Source organism: Elioraea sp., assembly GCF_051860475.1.
Lineage (GTDB): Bacteria > Pseudomonadota > Alphaproteobacteria > Acetobacterales > Acetobacteraceae > Elioraea.
In genome coordinates, this window is sequence record NZ_JBHYDW010000087.1 from 1 (window position 1) to 19,178 (window position 19,178).

Annotated in this window: 20 protein-coding genes; 13 read left to right on the top strand and 7 right to left on the bottom strand. The window is 72.2% G+C overall.

The window, feature by feature from the left end; translation table 11 throughout:
• Positions 1–347, bottom strand: a 347-nt coding sequence (locus ACTIFU_RS15020) for an aldo/keto reductase (protein WP_439579129.1), incomplete at its 3' end; no start/stop codon positions are given.
• A 72-nt stretch (positions 348–419) separates the two neighbouring features.
• A complete protein-coding gene (locus ACTIFU_RS15025) occupies positions 420–2,594 on the bottom strand; it encodes a primosomal protein N' (RefSeq protein ID WP_439579130.1) in 2,175 nt (724 codons plus the stop codon).
• An 83-nt stretch (positions 2,595–2,677) separates the two neighbouring features.
• Here ACTIFU_RS15025 and fsa point away from each other — a divergent pair, with 83 nt between their 5' ends.
• Genes fsa through ACTIFU_RS15040 form a run of 3 tightly spaced genes read left to right on the top strand, consistent with a single transcriptional unit; the run spans position 2,678 to position 4,946 of the window.
• Entirely contained in the window at positions 2,678–3,331 is a 654-nt protein-coding gene (gene fsa, locus ACTIFU_RS15030) for a fructose-6-phosphate aldolase (protein ID WP_439579131.1), read from the top strand.
• Complete coding sequence (locus tag ACTIFU_RS15035) at positions 3,328–4,023, top strand: DUF484 family protein (protein WP_439579132.1); 696 nt, start codon at positions 3,328–3,330, stop codon at positions 4,021–4,023. Before fsa ends, ACTIFU_RS15035 begins: the two co-directional genes overlap by 4 nt.
• A complete protein-coding gene (locus ACTIFU_RS15040; RefSeq protein WP_439579133.1) occupies positions 4,020–4,946 on the top strand; it encodes a tyrosine recombinase XerC in 927 nt (308 codons plus the stop codon). Before ACTIFU_RS15035 ends, ACTIFU_RS15040 begins: the two co-directional genes overlap by 4 nt.
• Here the strand turns inward: ACTIFU_RS15040 and ACTIFU_RS15045 are convergent.
• Positions 4,943–6,139, bottom strand: a complete 1,197-nt coding sequence (locus tag ACTIFU_RS15045) for an MFS transporter (RefSeq protein ID WP_439579134.1) — start codon at positions 6,137–6,139, stop codon at positions 4,943–4,945. The genes ACTIFU_RS15040 and ACTIFU_RS15045 overlap by 4 nt on opposite strands.
• 32 nt (positions 6,140–6,171) lie before the next feature.
• Positions 6,172–7,041, bottom strand: a complete 870-nt coding sequence (locus ACTIFU_RS15050) for a DMT family transporter (RefSeq protein WP_439579135.1) — start codon at positions 7,039–7,041, stop codon at positions 6,172–6,174.
• A gap of 149 nt (positions 7,042–7,190) precedes the next feature.
• Between ACTIFU_RS15050 and ACTIFU_RS15055 the strand changes: the two genes are divergently transcribed.
• The 7 genes from ACTIFU_RS15055 (at position 7,191) to ACTIFU_RS15085 (ending at position 12,878) form a co-directional block, all read left to right on the top strand.
• On the top strand, positions 7,191–8,207 hold the full coding sequence (locus ACTIFU_RS15055; protein ID WP_439579136.1) for an NAD(P)H-dependent flavin oxidoreductase: 1,017 nt from the start codon (positions 7,191–7,193) through the stop codon (positions 8,205–8,207).
• Between the two features lie 4 nt (positions 8,208–8,211).
• On the top strand, positions 8,212–8,784 hold the full coding sequence (locus tag ACTIFU_RS15060) for a GNAT family N-acetyltransferase (protein WP_439579137.1): 573 nt from the start codon (positions 8,212–8,214) through the stop codon (positions 8,782–8,784).
• 111 nt (positions 8,785–8,895) lie between these two features.
• The gene (gene sdhC, locus ACTIFU_RS15065; protein ID WP_439579138.1) at positions 8,896–9,327 is read left to right on the top strand and encodes a succinate dehydrogenase, cytochrome b556 subunit; all 432 of its coding nucleotides are present in this window, start codon (positions 8,896–8,898) and stop codon (positions 9,325–9,327) included.
• Between the two features lie 11 nt (positions 9,328–9,338).
• Positions 9,339–9,737: a succinate dehydrogenase, hydrophobic membrane anchor protein gene (gene sdhD, locus ACTIFU_RS15070; protein WP_439579139.1), complete on the top strand. Its 399-nt coding sequence runs from the start codon at positions 9,339–9,341 to the stop codon at positions 9,735–9,737.
• Positions 9,738–9,761: 24 nt separating this feature from the next.
• Positions 9,762–11,570 carry a succinate dehydrogenase flavoprotein subunit gene (gene sdhA, locus ACTIFU_RS15075; RefSeq protein WP_439579140.1) on the top strand — a complete coding sequence of 603 codons (1,809 nt, stop codon included), beginning with the start codon at positions 9,762–9,764 and terminating at the stop codon, positions 11,568–11,570.
• 21 nt (positions 11,571–11,591) lie between these two features.
• The gene (locus ACTIFU_RS15080; RefSeq protein WP_439579141.1) at positions 11,592–12,374 is read left to right on the top strand and encodes a succinate dehydrogenase iron-sulfur subunit; all 783 of its coding nucleotides are present in this window, start codon (positions 11,592–11,594) and stop codon (positions 12,372–12,374) included.
• Positions 12,375–12,470: 96 nt separating this feature from the next.
• Positions 12,471–12,878: a DUF4332 domain-containing protein gene (locus tag ACTIFU_RS15085; RefSeq protein ID WP_439579142.1), complete on the top strand. Its 408-nt coding sequence runs from the start codon at positions 12,471–12,473 to the stop codon at positions 12,876–12,878.
• A 71-nt stretch (positions 12,879–12,949) separates the two neighbouring features.
• Here ACTIFU_RS15085 and ACTIFU_RS15090 read toward each other — a convergent pair whose 3' ends face one another.
• Together ACTIFU_RS15090 and ACTIFU_RS15095 are read right to left on the bottom strand one after the other, a co-directional pair.
• Positions 12,950–13,918, bottom strand: coding sequence for a Bug family tripartite tricarboxylate transporter substrate binding protein (locus ACTIFU_RS15090; RefSeq protein ID WP_439579143.1), 969 nt, complete (start codon positions 13,916–13,918; stop codon positions 12,950–12,952).
• Between the two features lie 90 nt (positions 13,919–14,008).
• Positions 14,009–14,983 carry a DMT family transporter gene (locus tag ACTIFU_RS15095; RefSeq protein ID WP_439579144.1) on the bottom strand — a complete coding sequence of 325 codons (975 nt, stop codon included), beginning with the start codon at positions 14,981–14,983 and terminating at the stop codon, positions 14,009–14,011.
• A 53-nt stretch (positions 14,984–15,036) separates the two neighbouring features.
• Between ACTIFU_RS15095 and ACTIFU_RS15100 the strand changes: the two genes are divergently transcribed.
• The 3 genes from ACTIFU_RS15100 (at position 15,037) to wecB (ending at position 18,194) form a co-directional block, all read left to right on the top strand.
• A complete protein-coding gene (locus ACTIFU_RS15100) occupies positions 15,037–15,264 on the top strand; it encodes a hypothetical protein (RefSeq protein WP_439579145.1) in 228 nt (75 codons plus the stop codon).
• 99 nt (positions 15,265–15,363) lie between these two features.
• Entirely contained in the window at positions 15,364–17,082 is a 1,719-nt protein-coding gene (locus ACTIFU_RS15105; protein WP_439579146.1) for an ABC transporter ATP-binding protein/permease, read from the top strand.
• Entirely contained in the window at positions 17,079–18,194 is a 1,116-nt protein-coding gene (wecB, locus tag ACTIFU_RS15110) for a non-hydrolyzing UDP-N-acetylglucosamine 2-epimerase (protein WP_439579147.1), read from the top strand. Before ACTIFU_RS15105 ends, wecB begins: the two co-directional genes overlap by 4 nt.
• Here the strand turns inward: wecB and ACTIFU_RS15115 are convergent.
• Entirely contained in the window at positions 18,142–19,011 is an 870-nt protein-coding gene (locus tag ACTIFU_RS15115; protein ID WP_439579148.1) for a hypothetical protein, read from the bottom strand. The genes wecB and ACTIFU_RS15115 overlap by 53 nt on opposite strands.
• Between the last annotated feature and the right edge of the window lie 167 nt (positions 19,012–19,178).

Here is a 19,178-nt window from a genome sequence, read left to right on the forward strand (position 1 = left end):
AGGATGTCGATCACCTCGACGCCAAGCCGTCGCAGGCTCGCCTCCACGGCACGGAACGCGTAGCGGCGCGACAGGCCGCGTGCGTTGGGTCCCTCGCCGGTGGGGTTGGCGATCTTGGTCGCCAGCACCCACCAGTCGCGATGCGCCGCGATCGCGCGACCGACGACCTCCTCCGAGGCGCCAGCGCCATAGACATCGGCCGTGTCGATGAAGTTCACGCCCTGGTCGCGCGCACGCTCGACGATGCGCCGGCTGGTCGCCTCCTCGGTCGCGGCCCCGAACATCATCGTGCCGAGACAGAGCGGCGAGACCTTCAGGCCGCTGCGGCCGAGCGTGCGGTACTTCATGGGCGCGATCCTCTCCGGCTGCGTGTTCGCGCCTGCTGATCCCACCCCCGGACGATACTGTCCACCCGGACGCTACAGGAAGCTCACCGGATCGACGTCGATATCGATGCGTGCCTGGCGCGGCACATCCGCCGCCGCCAGCCATGTCCGCATCAGCGCCTGCACGTCCACGTCGCGCGCGGCCTTCAGCAGCAGCCGCCGCCGGTGCATGCCGCGCAGGATCGACAGCGGCGCGGGCGCGGGCCCGAGCACGAGGAACCGCTCGCCCGCGGGTGCGGCCCGCCGCAACGCCGTCGCTGCCGCATCGGCGATCGCCGCCTCGCCCGCCGAGACGATCACCGCGACCAGCCGTCCGAACGGCGGCCAGCCGCCGGATCGCCGCGCCGCCATCTCCTCGGCGACGAAACGGTCGATATCGCCCGACACCAGCGCCTGCATCACCGGATGGGCGGGCTGCCACGTTTGCAGCAGAACCCTGCCCGCCTGCGCCGCGCGTCCCGCGCGCCCACCCACCTGGTGCAGCACCTGGAACGTCCGCTCCGCCGCGCGCAGATCGCCGCCCGCGAGCCCAAGATCCGCATCCACCACGCCGACCAGCGTCAGGTGCGGAAAGTGCCACCCCTTGGCGACGAGCTGCGTGCCGACGATCAGGTCGATCTCGCGGTTCTCGATCATCGCCGCCATCGCCGCGGCCGAGTGCGCGCCGTGCACCGTGTCGCTGCTCATCTCCAGCACGCGCGCGGTGGGGAACAGCGTGCGCACCTCCTCGGCCACGCGTTCCACGCCCGGACCGATCGCGGTGAGCGAGCCCTCCGCGCCGCATTCCGGGCAGGTCTCGGGCGCCGGCTCGCTGTGGCCGCAATGGTGGCATTGCAGCGTGCGCGTGTAGCGGTGCTCGACCAGCCAGGCGGTGCAGTTGCGGCACTCGAAGCGGTGTCCGCAGGCACGGCAGAGTGTGAGCGGCGCGAAGCCACGGCGGTTCAGGAACAGCAGCGCCTGCTCGCTCCGCGCGAGCGTCGCCTCGATCGCCGCGACCAACGGCGGGGCGAGGAAGCGCCCACGCGGCGGCGGCTCGCGCCTGAGGTCGATCGCGGCGACCTCGGGCAGGCCGGCCTCGCCATGCCGTTCGGGCAGATGGAGCCGCGCGTAGCGGCCGCGCTCGACATTCGCGAGCGTCTCCAGCGACGGCGTCGCACTGACGAGCACGCAGGGGACGTTCTCGATGCGCGCGCGCACCACCGCCATGTCGCGCGCGTGGTAGGCGACGCCGTCCTCCTGCTTGAAGGCGGTCTCGTGCTCCTCATCCACCACAACAAGGCCGAGCGCGGCGAAGTTCAGCCACAGCGCGGAGCGCGCGCCGACCACGATCGGTGCGCGGCCCTCTGCCACCGCGCGCCAGGTCGCGCGCCGGCGCGCGCCGGCGACCTCGGAGTGCCAGACCGCGGGCGGGGCGCCGAAGCGCGCGGTGAAACGGTCGATCACCTGCGCCGAAAGCGCGATCTCCGGCAGCAGCACCAGCGCCTGACGCCCGCGGGCGATCGTTTCGGCAACCGCTTCGAGATAGACCTCGGTCTTGCCCGAGCCGGTGACACCGTCGAGCAGCGTGACACCGAACCGCGCGGCCCCGACGGCATCGCGCAGCATCGCCGCGGCGTCGCGCTGCGCAGATGTAAGCGCGGGTACGAGCGCATCCGCGCGCGGCCGCGCATCGTGCAGCCCCGCCATCTGCGCAGGCGCGAGCATCCCCGCATCCGCCATGCCGCGCAGCACACCGGGCGTGACGCCGGCCGCACGCGCGAGGTCGGAGCCGGTCCAGACCAGCCCCGGCGCGCCGCGCACCACCTCCAGCACGCGCGCGCGCTCTGCCGTCACGCGCACGCCCTCCGGCAGTGCCTCCGCCAGCCGCCAGCCGACACGCGGCCGCGGCGCCTCGGTCGCGGCGGGGATCGGCAGCGCCATGCGCAGCACCTCGCCCGGCGCGCTCAGCGTGTAGTCCGCCACCCAGTCGATGAAACGCATGAGCGCAGGGCGGAGCGCGGGCGTTGGCACCGCCGAGGCGATCGGGCGCAGCTTCGCCGCCGGCACCGTGCCGTCCGCCTCGCCATGCCACACCACGCCGTACAGCACGCGCGGGCCGAGCGGCACGGTCACCACCGCGCCGGGCGCGACCTCCATCGCCGGCGGCACCGCGTAGTCGTAAGCGCCGTCGAGCGGCAGGGGCAGCAGCACGGGCATGCGCGGACGCACGCCCGCGTCATCCGCCCGTCGCTTTCCCCCGGCCCCGGCCACGGTTATGGTGCCCCCGACTCCGCCATGGATGGAAGTTTCGCATGAAGTTCTTCGTGGACACCGCCGACATCGCCGAGATCAAGGCGCTCGCCGCACTCGGCATGGTCGATGGCGTCACCACCAATCCCTCGCTGATCGCCAAGTCGGGGCGCAAGATCACCGAGGTGATCGTCGAGATCTGTGCGGCCGTGCCCGGCCCGGTCTCGGCCGAGGTCACCGCGACCGAGTTCGAGCCGATGATGAAGGAGGCGCGCTTCCTGCGCGGCCTCGCCGGGAACGTCGTCGTCAAGCTGCCACTGACGATGGAGGGGCTGAAGGCGTGCAAGGCGCTCTCGGAGGAGGGCGTGCAGGTGAATGTCACGCTCTGCTTCTCGGCCGCACAGGCACTGCTCGCGGCGAAGGCGGGTGCCGCCTATATCAGCCCCTTCGTCGGCCGGCTGGATGATGTCGGCCAGGACGGCATGGCGTTGATCGCCGAGATCGTCGAGATCTACGCGAACTACGATTTCGCCACGGAGGTGCTGGTCGCCTCGGTGCGCAACCCGGTGCACGTCGTGCAGGCGGCGAAGCTCGGTGCCGATGTCGCGACCGTGCCGCCGTCGGTGCTGCGCCAGCTTTTCCAGCACCCGCTGACCGACAAGGGCCTCGCGGCGTTCCTCGCCGACTGGGCCAAGACCGGGCAGTCGATCCTGTGAGCCCCGACCGGCCCCGCTCGCGCAGACGGGCCGGCACGGTCGAGCCCGACGCGGACGAGGCCGCCTTCGTCGAGGCGTTCCTGCGCGCCCATCCCGGCTTCCTCGCGGACCGTCCGGCACTCTACCGCGCGCTGACGCCGCCCAGGCGCGTGCACGGCGAACGGCTCGCCGATCACATGGCGGCGATGCTTGAGGCCGAGCGCGAGCGCGGCGTGGTGTTGCGCGACCGCACCGAGGCGCTGCTGGCCGCGGGCCGCGCCAATGCCGCGATCCAGTCGCGTGCGCAGCGCGCGGTACTTGCCGTGCTGGCCGCACGGGGCGCAGCCGAGGCGCTCGACATCATCGTGCAGGACTGGCCGGCGTTGCTCGGCGTCGATGTCGTCGCGGTCTGCGCGGAGGCGCGCGCGCTGCCGCTCGCGCGGCCCCTGCCGCGCGGCTTCGTCGCGCGCATGGTGGCGTCCGGCACGCCGGTCGCGCTGCGCGCGCAGGCGTTCGACACCGAGACGCTCTACGGCGAGGCGGCCGCGCTGGTCGCCTCCGATGCGCTCGCGCGCCTGCCGCTGCCCAAGGGCGGCGAGGCGCTGCTCGCCTGCGGCGCGCGCGACCCCGGCGCCTACGAGCCGGGCCAGGGCACCGACGTGATCGCCTTCCTCGCCGCCGTCGCTGCCGTGGCACTGACCCGCATGCCATGACGGCCGAGCAGGCGCTCGCCGCGTTCCTCGACTGGCTGGCCGCCGAACGCCGCGCCGCGCCGGCGACACTCACCGCCTACCGCAACGACATCGGCGGGTTCCTGGTCTTCCTGACGCGCCATCTCGGCGCGACGCCCGACCGCGCGGCACTCGGCACCCTGACGGCGGCCGATTTCCGCGCCTGGCTCGCCGCGCGCGCAACCGACGGCGTGACCAACGCGACGCGTGCGCGCGGCCTCGCCGCCATTCGCAGCTTCTTCCGCTTCCTCGCGCGCAGCGGCGGGCCGGACTGTCCGGCGATCCGGCTGCTCGCGACGCCGAAGGTGCGCGCCCCGGCGCCGCGCGCGCTGAGCCGGATCGATGCCGGCACGCTCGCCGCGCAGGCGGGGACGCTTGCCGACGAGCCGTGGATCGCCGCGCGCGATGCCGCACTCGTGCTGCTGCTGTACGGGTGCGGGCTGCGCGCGGCCGAGGCGCTCGGGATGCGGCGCCGCGACGCGCCGCTGCCGGGCGGAACCACGAGCCTGCGCGTGCACGGCAAGGGATCGAAGGAGCGCGACGTGCCGGTGCTGCCGGTGGTGCGTGAGGCCGTCGCCGAGTACCTCCGGCTCTGCCCGCATCCGCTCGCGCCTGATTCGCAACTGTTCCGCGGCGCGCGGGGCGGTCCGCTCAATGACCGGCTGCTCCGGCTGGCGCTCCAGCGCGCGCGCGCCGCGTTCGGTCTGCCGGACCACGCGAGTCCGCATGCGCTGCGCCACAGCTTCGCGACCCATCTTCTGCATGCGGGCGCCGACCTCCGCGCGATCCAGGATCTGCTCGGCCATGCCAGCCTCTCGACCACCCAGCGCTACACCGCGGTGGACGAGGCGCAGGTGATGAGCGTCTGGAAGCGGGCCCATCCGCGCGCGGCGGGACGGGCCTAACTCGTCCGCCCGGCGGCCCGTCCCGCGGCCACGGCTGCGACCACGCCACACGCCGCCATCACCCAGGGCATCGGCGCGACCGAGGCCGCTGCCGCCGCCACCGCCCCGCCCGCGATCTGGATCGCGCCGGCAAGGCTCGCCGCGGTGCCGGCACGGTCCTTGAACGGGGCGAGCGCCTCGGTGAAGGCGGCCGGCAGCGCGAAGCCAAGGCCGATCACGAACACCAGCATCGTCACGTTCACCGCGTGCTTGCCGAACATCCCGACCGGGGCGAGCGCGGCCATGCCCAATCCGCCCGCCAGCATCAGCGCCACCCCGATCGCCATCGCCCGGCCCGGGCTGCCGCGCTTCATCAGCCCGCGCGCGGCCGCCCCGCCCGCGAGCACGCCGAGCACCGCGATCAACGGATAGACCGCGTAGGCCATCGGCGTCAGGCCGAAGACCGTGATGTAGAGAGTCGGACTGCCGGCGCCGAACGCGAACAGTCCGCCCATCGCCCCCGCCGCCACCAAGGCGGGCGGGGGGAACCGGCGATCGCGCCAGACCGCGCGGTAGTCGGCCAGCACGGCGCGGAGGTCGAGCCGCGGCGCGCGCATCCGGCTGGTCTCCGGCATTGCCGCCGCTGCCCAGACGAGCACGCCGACACCTGCGGCGGCGGTGGCCCAGAAGCCGAGCCGCCAACCCTGGACCTGTTCGAGCGCAGCGCCGGCGAGCGGCGCGAGGGCAGGCACCGCCGCGGTTGCCATCGACAGTGCCGCCATGCCGCGGCCGAGCGCCCTGCCGTCCGCCCCATCGCGCAGCGACGCACGCGCGACCACCAGCCCGGCCGCGCCGCCCGCGGCCTGCACGGCGCGGCCGGCCAGCAGCATCCAGAACACCGGGGCGAGCGCGGCGAGGACGCTGCCGAGCGCGAACATCCCGAGCGCGGCGAGCACCACCGGGCGCCGCCCATGCCGATCCGACAGCGGGCCCCAGAGCAGCTGCGACGGCGCGAAGGCCGCGAGGAACACCGCGACCACCAGTCCGGCCGCGCCGGCGCCGAACTCGGCCCCGATCGCCGGCAGGCTTGGCAGCGGCAGGTTGGCGGCGACCTGGCCGATCCCGGCCACGCAGGCGAGCAGGACGAACGGAATGGACGGGGCAGGCGCCGAGAGGGCGGCGGTCGTGGTGCCGGTCCTGGGCGCTCCGTCCATGCGCCGGACCTTCGCGGCAGCGGTGGCGCGCGTCAACGTCTCGTCGGCCCGCCCGCGGCGAGCATGGTGCCGGCGAGGATCAGCGCGATCCCGGACGCGGCGACGGCATCGGGGACGAGGCCGAACAGCAGCACATCGAAGCCGAGCGCCCAGGCAAGCTTCACGTACTGCCAGGGTTGCAGCGCGGCGACCTCGGCCCGCTGCAAGGCGGCCGCGAGCGTCCACTGCCCCGCTGCCTGGAGGGCGGCGAAGGCGACGAGCATGACCCAGTCGGCCGCACTCGGCGCGGTCCACAGGAACGGCACGGCGAGCCCCGTCATTGCCGCACCGACCAGCGCCGATTGCAGGGTGAGGTCGACCGCATCGGCCTCGCCGCGTAGCCGTCGCGCGACAAGCTGGTAGGCGGCATAGGCGAGCTGACCGGCGACCGCGAAGGCCGCCGCCGGCTGGAAGGTCGCGAGCCCCGGCCGCAGCACCGCGAGCACGCCGAGAAAGCCCAGCGCCACCGCGGCCCAGCGGCGCCTGCTCACGCGCTCGCCCAGCACCGGGCCCGCGAGCGCGGTCAGGATGATCGGGCCGGTGAAGGCGATCGCGGAGACCTCGATCACTGGCATGCGCGCATAGGCCAGGATCACCAGGATCGAGGAACCGATCACCCCGACCCCGGCGAGCCGCATGTCGCGTGCCCGCGGCGGGAACAGAACCCGGCGCCAGGCGGATGCCGGACGCGGCAGGAACGGGCTGATCGCAGCCGCGGCGGCCAGCAGAAGGGCGCAGCGGAGAAACGTGATCTGCACCGCGTCGATCCGCCCGCTGAGCAGCTTCGCCACCACGTAGCCCGCCGTGTAGAGCAGGCCCGAGAGCACGACGAGCGAGGGGCCGAGGAGGGCGGAGCGCGGCATGGGCGCCGGCGAGCCTCGCACGGGTGCCCGGACCGCGGAACCGGCAGACACGTTGGAAACCCGATCGTGGCACCTCGGACATGGAGCGGAAATGTCGCCGCGCGACATCCCCGCCCAAGTGATTCCCCGTGTTCCCGAGGAGCGGAGCCATGCTGACCACCTCAGTGTCCGAGCGGTTCGGCCTCACGCTGCCGGTCGTGTGTGCCGGCATGGCGTTCGTCGCCGGGCCGCGGCTCGCCGCGGCGGTGTCGAACGCGGGCGGACTCGGCATGCTGGGCGGCGCGATGGCGCCCCCCGAGGGCCTCGCCGGGTTGATCGCCGAGACCCGCCGGCTGACCCCGCTGCCGTTCGGCGTCGATCTCGTGACACCCTTCGTCGCGGACGGGCACATCGCCGTGCTTGCCCAGGAGCGACCCGCGGTCGTGGTGTTCTTCTGGGGCACGCCCAAGCCGGCCTGGATCGCCCGGCTGCAGGAGGCCGGGATCGAGGTCTGGATGCAGGTCGGCCGGGTGGCCGAGGCGCGCGAGGCGGCTGAGGCTGGCGTGGACGCGATCATCGCCCAGGGCTCGGAGGCGGGCGGCCACAACCGCGCCGAGGCCACCACGATGACGCTGCTGCCGGCCGTGATCCGCGAGGTCGCGCCGCTGCCGGTGCTGGCCGCCGGCGGTGTCGCGGACGGCCGCGCGCTGGTCGCGGTGCTGGCGATGGGCGCCGAGGCGGCCTGGTGCGGCACGCGGTTCCTCGCCTCCGAGGAGGCTGATGCGCATCCGGGCTACAAGCAGGCCGTGGTCGAGGCCGGGGTCGGCGACACGGTGCGCACGACGCTGTTCGGCCCCGAGTGGCCGGGCGAGCCGGTCCGCGCGCTCCGCAACGCCGCGGTGCGCGACTGGGCCGGGCATGAAGATGAAGCAGCGAGGCTGCCGGCCGAGATCGTCGGCGAGACGGTTATCGGCGCCTCGCGGGTCGCCATGCCCCGCTTCTCGGCGATTCTGCCGACCGAGGCGACCACCGGCAATCTCGGCCAGATGTGCCTGACCGCCGGCGAGGCCGCGGGAAACATCACGGGCGTGCTGCCGGCCGCCGCCATCCTCGCGGCGTTCCGACGCGAGGCTGCCGACGCGCTGCACCTCCTGGCCGGCCGACGCCCGCGCCAGGCGGCGGCCTGAAGCGATGCGCCTGATCCGTCCCGCCCGCCCCGACGACGCGGCCGCAATCGCGCGGCTGTTCCTGATCTCCTCCGACGGGCTCGCCGCCTATATCTGGGGCCTGCTGGCCGAGCCGGGCGAGGCGCTGGAGGCAGTCGGGCGCCGGCGCTACGCGCGCACCGGCGTGCCGTTCTCATGGGAGAACGCGCTGGTCGCCGAGCAGGACGGCAGCGTGATCGGCATGGCGCATGCCTACCCGATCGGCGTCTCGGACGCGCCGACCGAGGAGCCCGATCCGGTCCTGCGTCCCTATGCCGAGCTCGAGGAGCCGGGCAGCCTCTATCTCGCCGGACTGGCGATCGAGGCGCCGTACCGTGGCCTCGGCATCGGCTCGGCGCTGATGGATGCGACCGAGGCGCGGGCCGAGACGCTGGGGTTCGATCGGGTGAGCACGATCTGCTTCGCGATGAACACCGGCGCCTATCGCCTGTACGAACGCCGCGGCTACGTCGCGAAGGACCGCCGCCCCCTGGTGCCGCACCCGACGCTCCGCTACGCCTCGGGCGACGCCGTTCTGCTGGTCCGGACGCTCGGCTGACTCCCAGCGCCAGCGTTTGACGCTGCGCCGCAGCAGGCGTATCCCTTCGCGCCGGTTGGGAAGGGCGCGGGTTGGACGGCCCGCGCCCTTTCGCGCGAGAGGGAACACGCGATGGATGCCCGCGAGGCCCTGATGCTGGGCCGGGACAGCGAGGGCAGGCTGGTGCGCCGGCCGCTCAGCCCGCATCTTCAGGTCTACAAGCCGCAGATCACCTCGGTCCTGTCGATCCTTCACCGGATCAGCGGCGTGGCGCTCGCGGTCGGCACCGGACTGCTGGTCTCATGGCTGATGGCGGTGGCGGCCGGGCCGGTCGGGTTCGCCGAGGCGCAGGCATTCTTCGGGAGTTTCTTCGGCCGGCTGCTGCTGTTCGGCTGGACGCTGGCGCTGTTCTACCACTTCTGCAACGGCATCCGGCACCTCGCCTGGGATCTCGGCCACGGCTACGACCTCGAGACCGTCACCCGTTCGGGCTGGTTCACCGTCGGCGCGACGTTCGGGCTGACGCTGTTCGCCTGGATCCTCGGCTATGCATTGATGGACTGAGGAGAGGCGCGATGGCAACCGGGAAGCTCGCCCAGCGCACGCTGCGCTCGCCGCTCGGCCGCGTGCGCGGGCTCGGCGCGGCAAAGGAGGGGGCGCATCACTGGTGGGTGCAGCGGCTCACCGCGGTCGCCCTGGTGCCGCTCACGCTCTGGTTCATCGCCAGCGTGATCGTGCTCGCCGGCGCCTCGCATGGCGAGGTGGTGCTCTGGATGGCCCGCCCGCACAACACGGTGCTGCTGCTCGTCCTCATTGGCGCGACCTTCTGGCATGGCGCCCTGGGTTTGCAGGTCGTGATCGAGGACTACATTCGGAGCGACGGCACGCGCCTCGCGGCGATGCTGGCGATGAAGGCGGCGATGCTGCTGCTCGCGCTGTTCGCCGCGATCGCGGTGCTGAAGGTCGCGCTCTAGCGGCCGCCGACAGGACGGAATGAGATGAACGCGATCACGCTTCCCTCGCAGCGTGCCTACCGGATCGTCGATCACACCTACGACGTGGTGGTTGTCGGCGCCGGGGGTTCGGGGCTGCGCGCGACCCTCGGCATGGGGGCTGCGGGGCTGAAGACCGCCTGCGTGACCAAGGTGTTCCCCACGCGCAGCCACACGGTGGCAGCGCAGGGCGGGATCGGTGCCGCGCTCGGCAACATGGGCGAAGACGACTGGCGCTGGCACATGTACGACACCGTGAAGGGGTCGGACTGGCTCGGCGACCAGGACGCGATCGAGTACATGTGCCGCGAGGCGATCCCGGCCGTCTACGAGCTAGAGCATTTCGGCGTGCCGTTCAGCCGCACCGAGGACGGGAAGATCTACCAGCGCCCGTTCGGCGGCCACATGAAGGAGTACGGCAAGGCGCCGGCGATGCGCGCCTGCGCAGCGGCCGACCGCACCGGGCATGCGATCCTGCATACGCTCTATCAGCAGTCGCTGAAGCACCAGGTCGAGTTCTTCGTCGAGTTCTTCGCCCTCGACCTGATTATGGACGATGACGGCGCCTGCCGCGGCGTGGTCGCCTGGAACCTCGAGGACGGCACGATCCACCGCTTTCGCGCGGCGATGACGGTGCTCGCCACGGGGGGCTACGGCCGCACCTACTTCTCCTGCACCTCGGCGCATACCTGCACGGGCGACGGCAATGCGATGGTGCTGCGCGCTGGCCTGCCGCTCCAGGACATGGAGTTCGTGCAGTTCCACCCCACGGGGATCTACGGCGCGGGCTGTCTGATCACCGAGGGCGCGCGCGGCGAGGGCGGCTACCTGACGAACAGCGAGGGCGAGCGCTTCATGGAGCGCTACGCGCCGACCGCGAAGGACCTCGCCAGCCGCGACGTGGTCTCCCGCTCGATGACGATCGAGATCCGCGAGGGCCGCGGCTGCGGCCCCGACAAGGACCATGTGCTGCTGCACCTCGAGCATCTCGGTGCGGATCTGCTCGCCGAACGGCTGCCCGGGATCAGCGAGACGGCGAAGATCTTCTCGGGCGTCGATGTCACGCGCGAGCCGATCCCGGTGCTGCCGACCGTGCACTACAACATGGGCGGCATCCCGACGAACTACCGGACCGAGGTGATCACCTACGGCCCGGACGGCGACCGCGTGGTGCCCGGGCTGATGGCGGTCGGTGAGGCCGCCTGCGTCTCGGTGCATGGCGCGAACCGGCTCGGCACCAATTCGTTGCTCGACCTGGTCGTGTTCGGCCGCGCCGCCGCGCACCGTGCCGCCGAGATCGTCAAGCCGGGGCAGAGCCAGCCGCCGCTGCCCGCGCGCGCGGGCGAGCGCGCGCTCGACCGGCTCGACCGCACGCGCCATGCGAAGGGCGGGACGAACACCGGCGAGATCCGACTCGCCATGCAGCGCAGCATGCAGGACCACGCCGCGGTGTTCCGCACCTCTGCCTCGCTCGCCGAGGGGGTGGAAAAGATGCGCGGCAGCTGGCGGCGAATGGACGATCTTCGCGTCAACGATCGCAGCCTGATCTGGAACAGCGACCTGGTGGAGGCGCTGGAACTCGACAACCTGATGGGCAACGCGATGACGACGATCGTCTCGGCCGAGGCGCGCCACGAGAGCCGCGGCGCGCACGCGCACGAGGACTTCCCCGAGCGCGACGACGAGACCTGGCTCAAGCACACCCTCGCCTGGTGCGACGAGACCGGCCAGGTGCGGCTCGACTATCGCGGCGTGACGCTGACCACGCTCACCAACGAGGTGCAGAGCTTCCCGCCCAAGGCGCGCGTGTACTGAGCGCGGAGAGGACCGAGACGGATGGCGACGTTCACCCTGCCCGCGAATTCGCGGATCGGCGCCGGGCAGACCCACAAGGCGCCCGCCGGTGCCAAGCGGGTGAAGGAGTTCAGGATCTACCGCTGGAACCCGGATGACGGACAGACCCCGCGGATGGACAGCTTCGAGATCGACCTCGACGCCTGTGGGCCGATGGTGCTGGACGCGCTGATCAAGATCAAGAACGAGGTCGACACGACGGTCACCTTCCGCCGCTCCTGCCGCGAGGGCATCTGCGGCTCCTGCGCGATGAACATCGACGGCACCAATGCGCTCGCCTGCCTCAAGCCGATCGACGAGGTCGCGGGCGCGGTGACGATCACGCCCCTGCCGCACATGCCGGTGGTGAAGGATCTCGTGCCCGATCTGAGCCAGCCCTATGCGCAGCTCCGTTCGATCGAGCCTTGGCTGAAGGCCGAGACGCCGCCGCCGCCCGACGCCGAACGGCTCCAGAGCAAGGAGGAGCGCGCGAAGCTCGACGGGCTGTGGGAGTGCATCCTCTGCTTCTGCTGCTCCACCTCCTGCCCGTCCTACTGGTGGAACGGCGACAAGTATCTCGGCCCGGCTGTGCTGCTCCAGGCCTATCGCTGGATCGCGGACAGCCGCGACGAGGCGACCGGCGAGCGGCTCGATGCACTCGAGGATCCGTTCAAGCTGTATCGCTGCCACACCATCATGAACTGCACCAAGGCCTGCCCGAAGGGGCTGAACCCCGCCCAGGCGATCGGCGAGATCAAGAGGCTGATCGTCGAGCGGAGGGGGTAGCGGGCGGCCGGCTCGCCCGCGGATCGATCAAAAAGCTGTTCCATTCCGCGTGCGAGTCGTGCTTTGCTTCCCCGATCGCAGTCGGGGAGGATGGCTATGGCCTATCCTCTGGCCAGGATCGACGGCATCGGCCGCAAGCAGGCGGACGCTCTTGCCGCGGCGGGAGTCCGGACCACCGAGGAGCTGTTGGAGACAGCGGCCCGGCCGAAGGGCCGCGCCGCGCTCGCGACGCAGGCTGGGATCGCCGAGGACACTCTGCTCGACTGGGCCAACCGCGCTGATCTCATGCGCGTCCCGGGCCTTGGCGCCGACCTGGCCGGCCTCCTCGCCGCTGCCGGCGTGACCACCGTTCCTGACCTGAAACGCCAACGGGCCGATCGCCTCGCCGCCGCGTTGCAGGCCGCGAACAGCAGGCGCAGGCGGCTGGGACGCGTGCCCGGGGAGGCGCAGTGCGCGCGCCTGATCGCGGCGGCGAAGGCGCTGCCGCGGATTCTCAGCTACTGACGCCAGCCGGGCCGCGCAGCCCGCCGACACCGCCTGGCGTCAGCGCATGACCACCCCTGCGCGACCCGCGATCAGCCGTCCAGGCGCACGTTGGCCGCGCGCGCGACCGCGCCCCATTTGGCGATCTCGTCACGGATGAAGGCGCCGAAGGCCTCCGGCGGGCCGGCGGCCGGGATGCCGCCCATGTCGATCATGCGCTGGCGCGTCGGCGCGTGCTCGAGGGCGGCCTGGATGTCGGTGCTGATCTTCGCGACCAGTGCCGCCGGCGTTGCCTTCGGCGCAATGATGCCGGACCAGCCGGCGGCATCGAAGCCCGGCGCGACGCTCTCGGCCACCGTCGGAATATCGGCGAGCAGCGGCGAACGCGCCGCGGTCGTCACCGCGAGCGGACGCACGCGTCCGCCGCGGATATGGCCGAGCGCGGCGGCGACGCTGTCGAGCATGACCGGCACCACGCCGGCGATCACGTCGGTCATCGCCGGTGCCGAGCCGCGATAGGGCACGTGTGTCATCCTGATCCCGGCGCGGGTCGCGAACAGTTCCGCGGTCAGGTGCTGCGCCGTGCCCGGTCCGGCCGAGGCGTAGTTCAGCGCGCCCGGCTCCGCCTTCGCGCGCGCGACGAGATCGTGCACGGTCTTGGCCGGAAACTCGGGGTGCACCACGAGCACCAGCGGGGCGAGGAAGACGTTGGAGATCGGAACGAAATCCCGGATCGGATCGTAGGGCAGGTTCGGAATGACGTTCGGATTGATCCCGAGCGTACCGGATGTGCCCATGATCAGGGTGTGCCCGTCGGGGGCAGCCTGCTTGCCGGCTTCGAGCCCGACCGAACCCGCGCCGCCCGCGCGGTTCTCGACCAGCACGCGCTGCGGCCACATCGCCGACAGACGGTCGGCGAGCAGCCGCGCGAACAGATCCGCCGCCTGGCCTGGCGGGAACGGCACGATGATGCGCACCGGCCGGTCCGGATAGGCATAGGCCGCGGGCGCGAGCAGCACAGCAGCCGAGGCCAGGACGGCCCGGCGGGAGATCGTGGGCATGGGACGCTCCTTGCGCATGCGGCGGTCTGATCGCCGCCGATTAATGTATACGCTACCGCGTCCTCAGATGAAAGGCAACGGTTTCCTGCCCTAACGTCTCGGTCTGCCGCCGAAGGCGAGGATGCCCGCCGCGGCGCTGATCGCCGCGCCGCCGATCCAGACCCAGAGATCGGGGATCTCGCTCAGCACGAGCACGCCGAACCCGGACGCCCAGACCAGGCGGAGGAAGTCGACCGGGTACAGGAGCGACGCGTCGGCACTTCGGAACGCCTGGCCGAGCGCGAGCTGGCCTAGGGTTGCAAGCGCGCCGATCGCAACCAGGAACATCATCGCCTGCCTGCTCGGCCAGACCCAGACCGGCAGCGCGAAGCCGAGGCTGATCGGGATCAGCAGCAGGGCCATCCAGGCCGCGATGGTGAGGCTCGTCTCGGTCTTGGCGAGGCTCTTGATGGTGGTCATCACGGCCGCCCAGAACAGGGTCGCCAGCAGCACGAGCCCGGTGCCGAGCGCGAACGGCACGGCGCCGGGTCGGACGATCGCGACCGCACCGGCCACCCCGAGTGCCAGGCCGAGCAGGCGGATCGGATCGAGCCGCTCGCGCAGCAGCACCACCGCCATCGCGGTCGCGACCACGGGTCCGAGGAACGAGAGCGCCGTCACCTTGGCCAACGGGGCGAGGCTGAGGCCCAGGAAGTAGCTGAGCATGAACCCCGCGTTCAGCACCGCCCGGAACAGGTGCGCGGGAAACCGCGTCGTCTTCAGCGCCGCGAAGCCGCCCCGCATGATCCAGGGCGACATCAGAAGGAAGCCGATCAGGCTGCGGAAGAACGCGGTCTCGAAGGGATGAATTTCCGCCGAAACGAAACGAATAAGGCTGTGGCTGCCGGCAAACCCGAAGGTCGAAACCACCATCAGGCCAACGCCACGCGCCGCCCGGGCATCGAGTGAGGGAAATTCGGCCATGAACGGCGGCGAGATGCGCACGAACCGCCGGGTTGTGCAACGGGAGCGTGAGGATGTCTTGCGTTCCACGCCCGTGCCCGAGGATTGCGACACCGGTTGCATCCGATCGCGCGACTTGGCATCACATGCGCCGCACCGGCACAGGGAGAGGTTCGATGGCGCGAAGCAGCAGCGGGGACAAGACCAAGGCGCAGAGGGGGGCAACCAGGAAGCCGCCTCCGGCAGCCGCGAAACCGGCGAAGAAGGCGCAAGCTGGCGCGAAGCCTGCCGCCGCGAAGCCTGCCGCCGCGAAGCCCGCCGCCCCGAAGCCCGCCGCGACCGAGCCGCGCCTGTCCGTCGCGGCCGCGCTGCTGCGCAAGAGCGCGCGGCGGATCGGGGCCTGACCACGCGCAGCAGGCGACAGCGACTCGCCTGCCCGGCCGGGCGCCGCGACGCCGCGGCGTCCGCGTGAGATCGTTGCGCGATCCGGCGCGGCCGCACGCATGACGGCGGCGCTACGCGCGTTCCTTGGCGATCTCTGGCGCCTTGCCGCCCCTTATTTCTGGTCCGAGGATCGGCGCGCCGGGCGGCTGCTGCTGGCCGTGATCGTGGGCATGAATCTCGGCCTCGTGTACCTGAATGTCCTGTTCAACCGCTGGAACAACCGGTTCTACACCGCGCTCCAGCACCGCGACTGGGACACCTTCGTCGCCGAGCTCGGCTGGTTCTGCTTCCTTGCCGTGCTGTTCATCATCGTCGCGGTCTATCAGACCTACCTGAACCTGATGCTGCAGATCCGCTGGCGGCGCTGGCTGACCGAGCAGTATCTCGCGCGCTGGATGCAAGGTCGCGCATACTATCGCATGGTGCTGGCCGGCCATCCCGGCGCCGACAACCCCGACCAGCGCATCGCCGAGGACCTGAAGCTGTTCGTGGACCGCACGCTCAGACTCTCGCTCGGGCTGCTTTCTTCCGTCGTCACCCTGATCTCCTTCGTCGCGATCCTCTGGGCGCTCTCGGCCGATGCTCCGCTCGTGCTCGCGGACGGCGAGGTCGTGGTGCCGGGCTATCTGGTCTGGTGCGCGCTGGTCTACGCCGTGGCCGGCACCTGGGTGATCGACCGGGTCGGACGGCCGCTGGTGCGGCTCAACTTCGACCAGCAGCGCTTCGAGGCAGATTTCCGCTTCGCGCTGATGCGCGTGCGCGAGAACGCCGAAGGCATCGCGCTCTACCGCGGCGAGGCAGCGGAGGCGGAGGGGTTCCGTTCGCGCTTCGCGATGCTGATGGCGAACTGGTGGGCGATCATGCGGCGGCAGAAGCGGCTCACCTGGTGGAGTGCGGGCTACAACCAGATCGCCATCGTCTTCCCTTTCATCGTCGTCAGCCCTGCCTATTTCGCCGGCCGGATCGAGCTCGGCGGGCTGATGCAGACGGCCTCCGCCTTCGGCCAGGTGCAGAGCGCGCTCTCCTTCTTCGTCAACGTCTATGCCGAACTCGCGGAGTGGAAGGCGGTGGTGGACCGGCTCACCGGCTTCGACCGCGCCGTCGCCGCGGCAGAGGCGACGCAGCAGGGCGGCCCGGTCCGCATCGAGGGCGAGACGATCGGCGCCGAGTCGCTCGATCTCGACCTGCCCTCGGGACAGCGGCTCATCGAGGCGCCGGCGCTCGCTCTCCGCCCCGGCGAGGCAGTGCTGATCACCGGCCCCTCGGGTTCCGGCAAGTCGACGCTGTTCCGGGCGCTTGCCGGGCTCTGGCCGTTCGGCCGCGGTCGGGTGCGGATCCCCGAAGGCGCGCGGCTGATGTTCCTGCCGCAGCGCGCCTATCTGCCCGAGGGCACGCTGCGCCGCGCGCTGCTCTACCCGGCGACCGACGGCGCCGATGACGCCGCGCTGACCGCGGTGCTGCGCGAGGTCGGGCTCGGGGCGCTCGCGGAACGGCTGGACGAGGCCGCCCCCTGGGCGCAGGTGCTGTCGGGCGGCGAGCAGCAGCGGCTCGCCTTCGCCCGCGCCCTGCTCCAGCGCCCCGACGCGGTGTTCCTCGACGAGGCGAGCAGCGCGCTCGATCCGGATGCCGAACGCGCCCTGCACCAACTGCTGCGCGAACGGCTCCCTGACGCGACCATCGTCTCGATCGGCCACCGCGACAGCCTGGCCGCATTGCACGACCGCCGCCTCGCCGTCGTGCCGCGCCCGGACGGCCCGGCACGGCTGGAACCAAGGTGAGCCTGTTCTCCGTGCACCTGGTCGCGGCGGCGCGGCCGAACCTGATGAAGGTCGCTCCGCTCTGGTGGGCGCTGAAGGACGAGCCGTGGTGTCGGCCGCTCGTTGTCCATACCGGCCAGCATCGCGACCCGGCGATGGCCGGCGACCTCATGGCCGAGCTCGGCGTGCCGGACCCGCAGATCAGCCTCGGCATTGCCGCCGGCAGCCACGGCGAGACGATCGGCCGGACGGTCGAGGCCTATGACCGCGTGCTCGCGGCCGCACCGCCCGAGCTGGTGGTCGTGGTGGGCGACGTGCATGCCACGCTCGCGGCCGCGATCGCGGCGATGCACCGTGGCGTGCGGCTCGCGCATCTCGAAGCGGGACTGCGCAGCGGTGACCGGACCATGCCCGAGGAGATGAACCGCATCCTGACCGATCATGCGGCCGACATCCTCTGGACCACGGACGCCACTGCCGACACCAACCTGCTGCGCGAGGGGATCGACGCCGCGCGGATCGAGCGCGTGGGCGACATCACGATCGACACGCTGGACGCGATGCGCCCGGCGATCACGGCGCATCCCGGGCCGGCCGCGCTCAGACTCGCGCCGGGCGGCTACGGCGTTGTCACGCTGCACCGCCCGGCGAATGTCGATCGGCCCGAGAAGCTCGGCGCGCTGCTCGCGGCCCTCGGCACGGTCGCGCGCCGGCTGCCGCTGCTGTTCCCGGTCCATCCGCGTACGCAACGGCGCATTGACGCGGCAGGGCTTGCGCTCCCGCCCGGCATCCGTGCCTTGCCGCCTCAGGGCTACGTCGCCTTCCTCGCGCTCGTCTCGCGTGCCGCGGTCGTCATCACGGACTCCGGGGGCGTGCAGGAGGAGGCGAGCCATCTCGGCATCCCCTGCGTGACGCTGCGGCGGACCACCGAGCGGCCGGCGACGATCGCCGCGGGCACCAATGTTCTCGCCGACGCCTCGTCGCTTGCCGGGGCCGTGCAGGCGCCGCGCAGGCCGCACCCGCCGCGCCACGATGGGCGCGCGCGGCTGCGCGTCGCCGCCGCGATCAGGCGCCTCGCGCTCAGCGGCCCGGCAGGCCGAGCAGCGGGGCAAGCTCCTCGAACAGGCCCTTGAGCGCACCGAGCTGGCTGGCGAGGCTCACGGCCGGCGCCGGCAGCGACGGCGCGGCCGCCACCGCTCCGGCGAGCCCAGGCGGCGGGAACCGGTCCTGCATAACCTCCGTCTTCGACAGCGAGGCCGAGCCGTCATAGTCGAAGCTCGCGATCAGCGCCCAGCCGATCGCCACGCCGCCCAGCGCGCCGGCGCCGAGCGCGGCGGCGATCTCCTCCGCCTCCGCGCCCTCGCTCAGCATCACGGCATAGGCCACACCGCGCGCGAGCCGCGACACCTCGGCCGCGGTCAGTACGCCGTTGCCACTGACATCGGCCCAGCTCCAGACCGAATCAAGACAGACCGCAGCATCGCCGGTCGCGCACGCGGCCTCGATTCCGTCGAGCGCGGCCAGGAACGACAGACCTTCGCCGTGCAGTAGCGAGAGCGCGGCCGGGATCGCGGCGCAGCGGCGGAACGACGTCGTCGGCGCGTCGCCCGGAAGTTCGGTGTCCGCGAGCTTCTCCGGCGGCTCGCGCAGCTCCAGCCCGGACGGCGTCGCGCGCAGCAGCAGACGCGTCTGGTCCTCGTCTTCCGCGACCGCGAGCGTGAACCCGCCACCGACCGTGGCGGTGCGCGCGATCCGCCACAGGCGCTGCTCGCCGCCCGTGGCGAGACGCGCCCAGCCGCGTGTCGTGGCGAACAGAAGCGTCTCCGGCGCAGCGCACTCGCCCGCCACCCAGAGCCCCTGCATGGCCTCCGGCAGCGCCGCTTGCTGCGCAGCTGCCGGCGCGGCCGCGGCGAGCAGCGCCGCCAGCACGACATGTCGCGATCGCATCATGATCCCTCCCCTCACGGTGCCAGTGTGATCTCACCGCCGGCGCAGAGATCGGCGCCGGCAACGCGTGCCTCCTGTCCGTTGCGGAACCGGGCCGTCACGTCGTAGGCGCACACCCCCTCCTGCGGCGGCGCCAGCGCCAGCGACCGGCCGACGCCGAGGACCTGCTC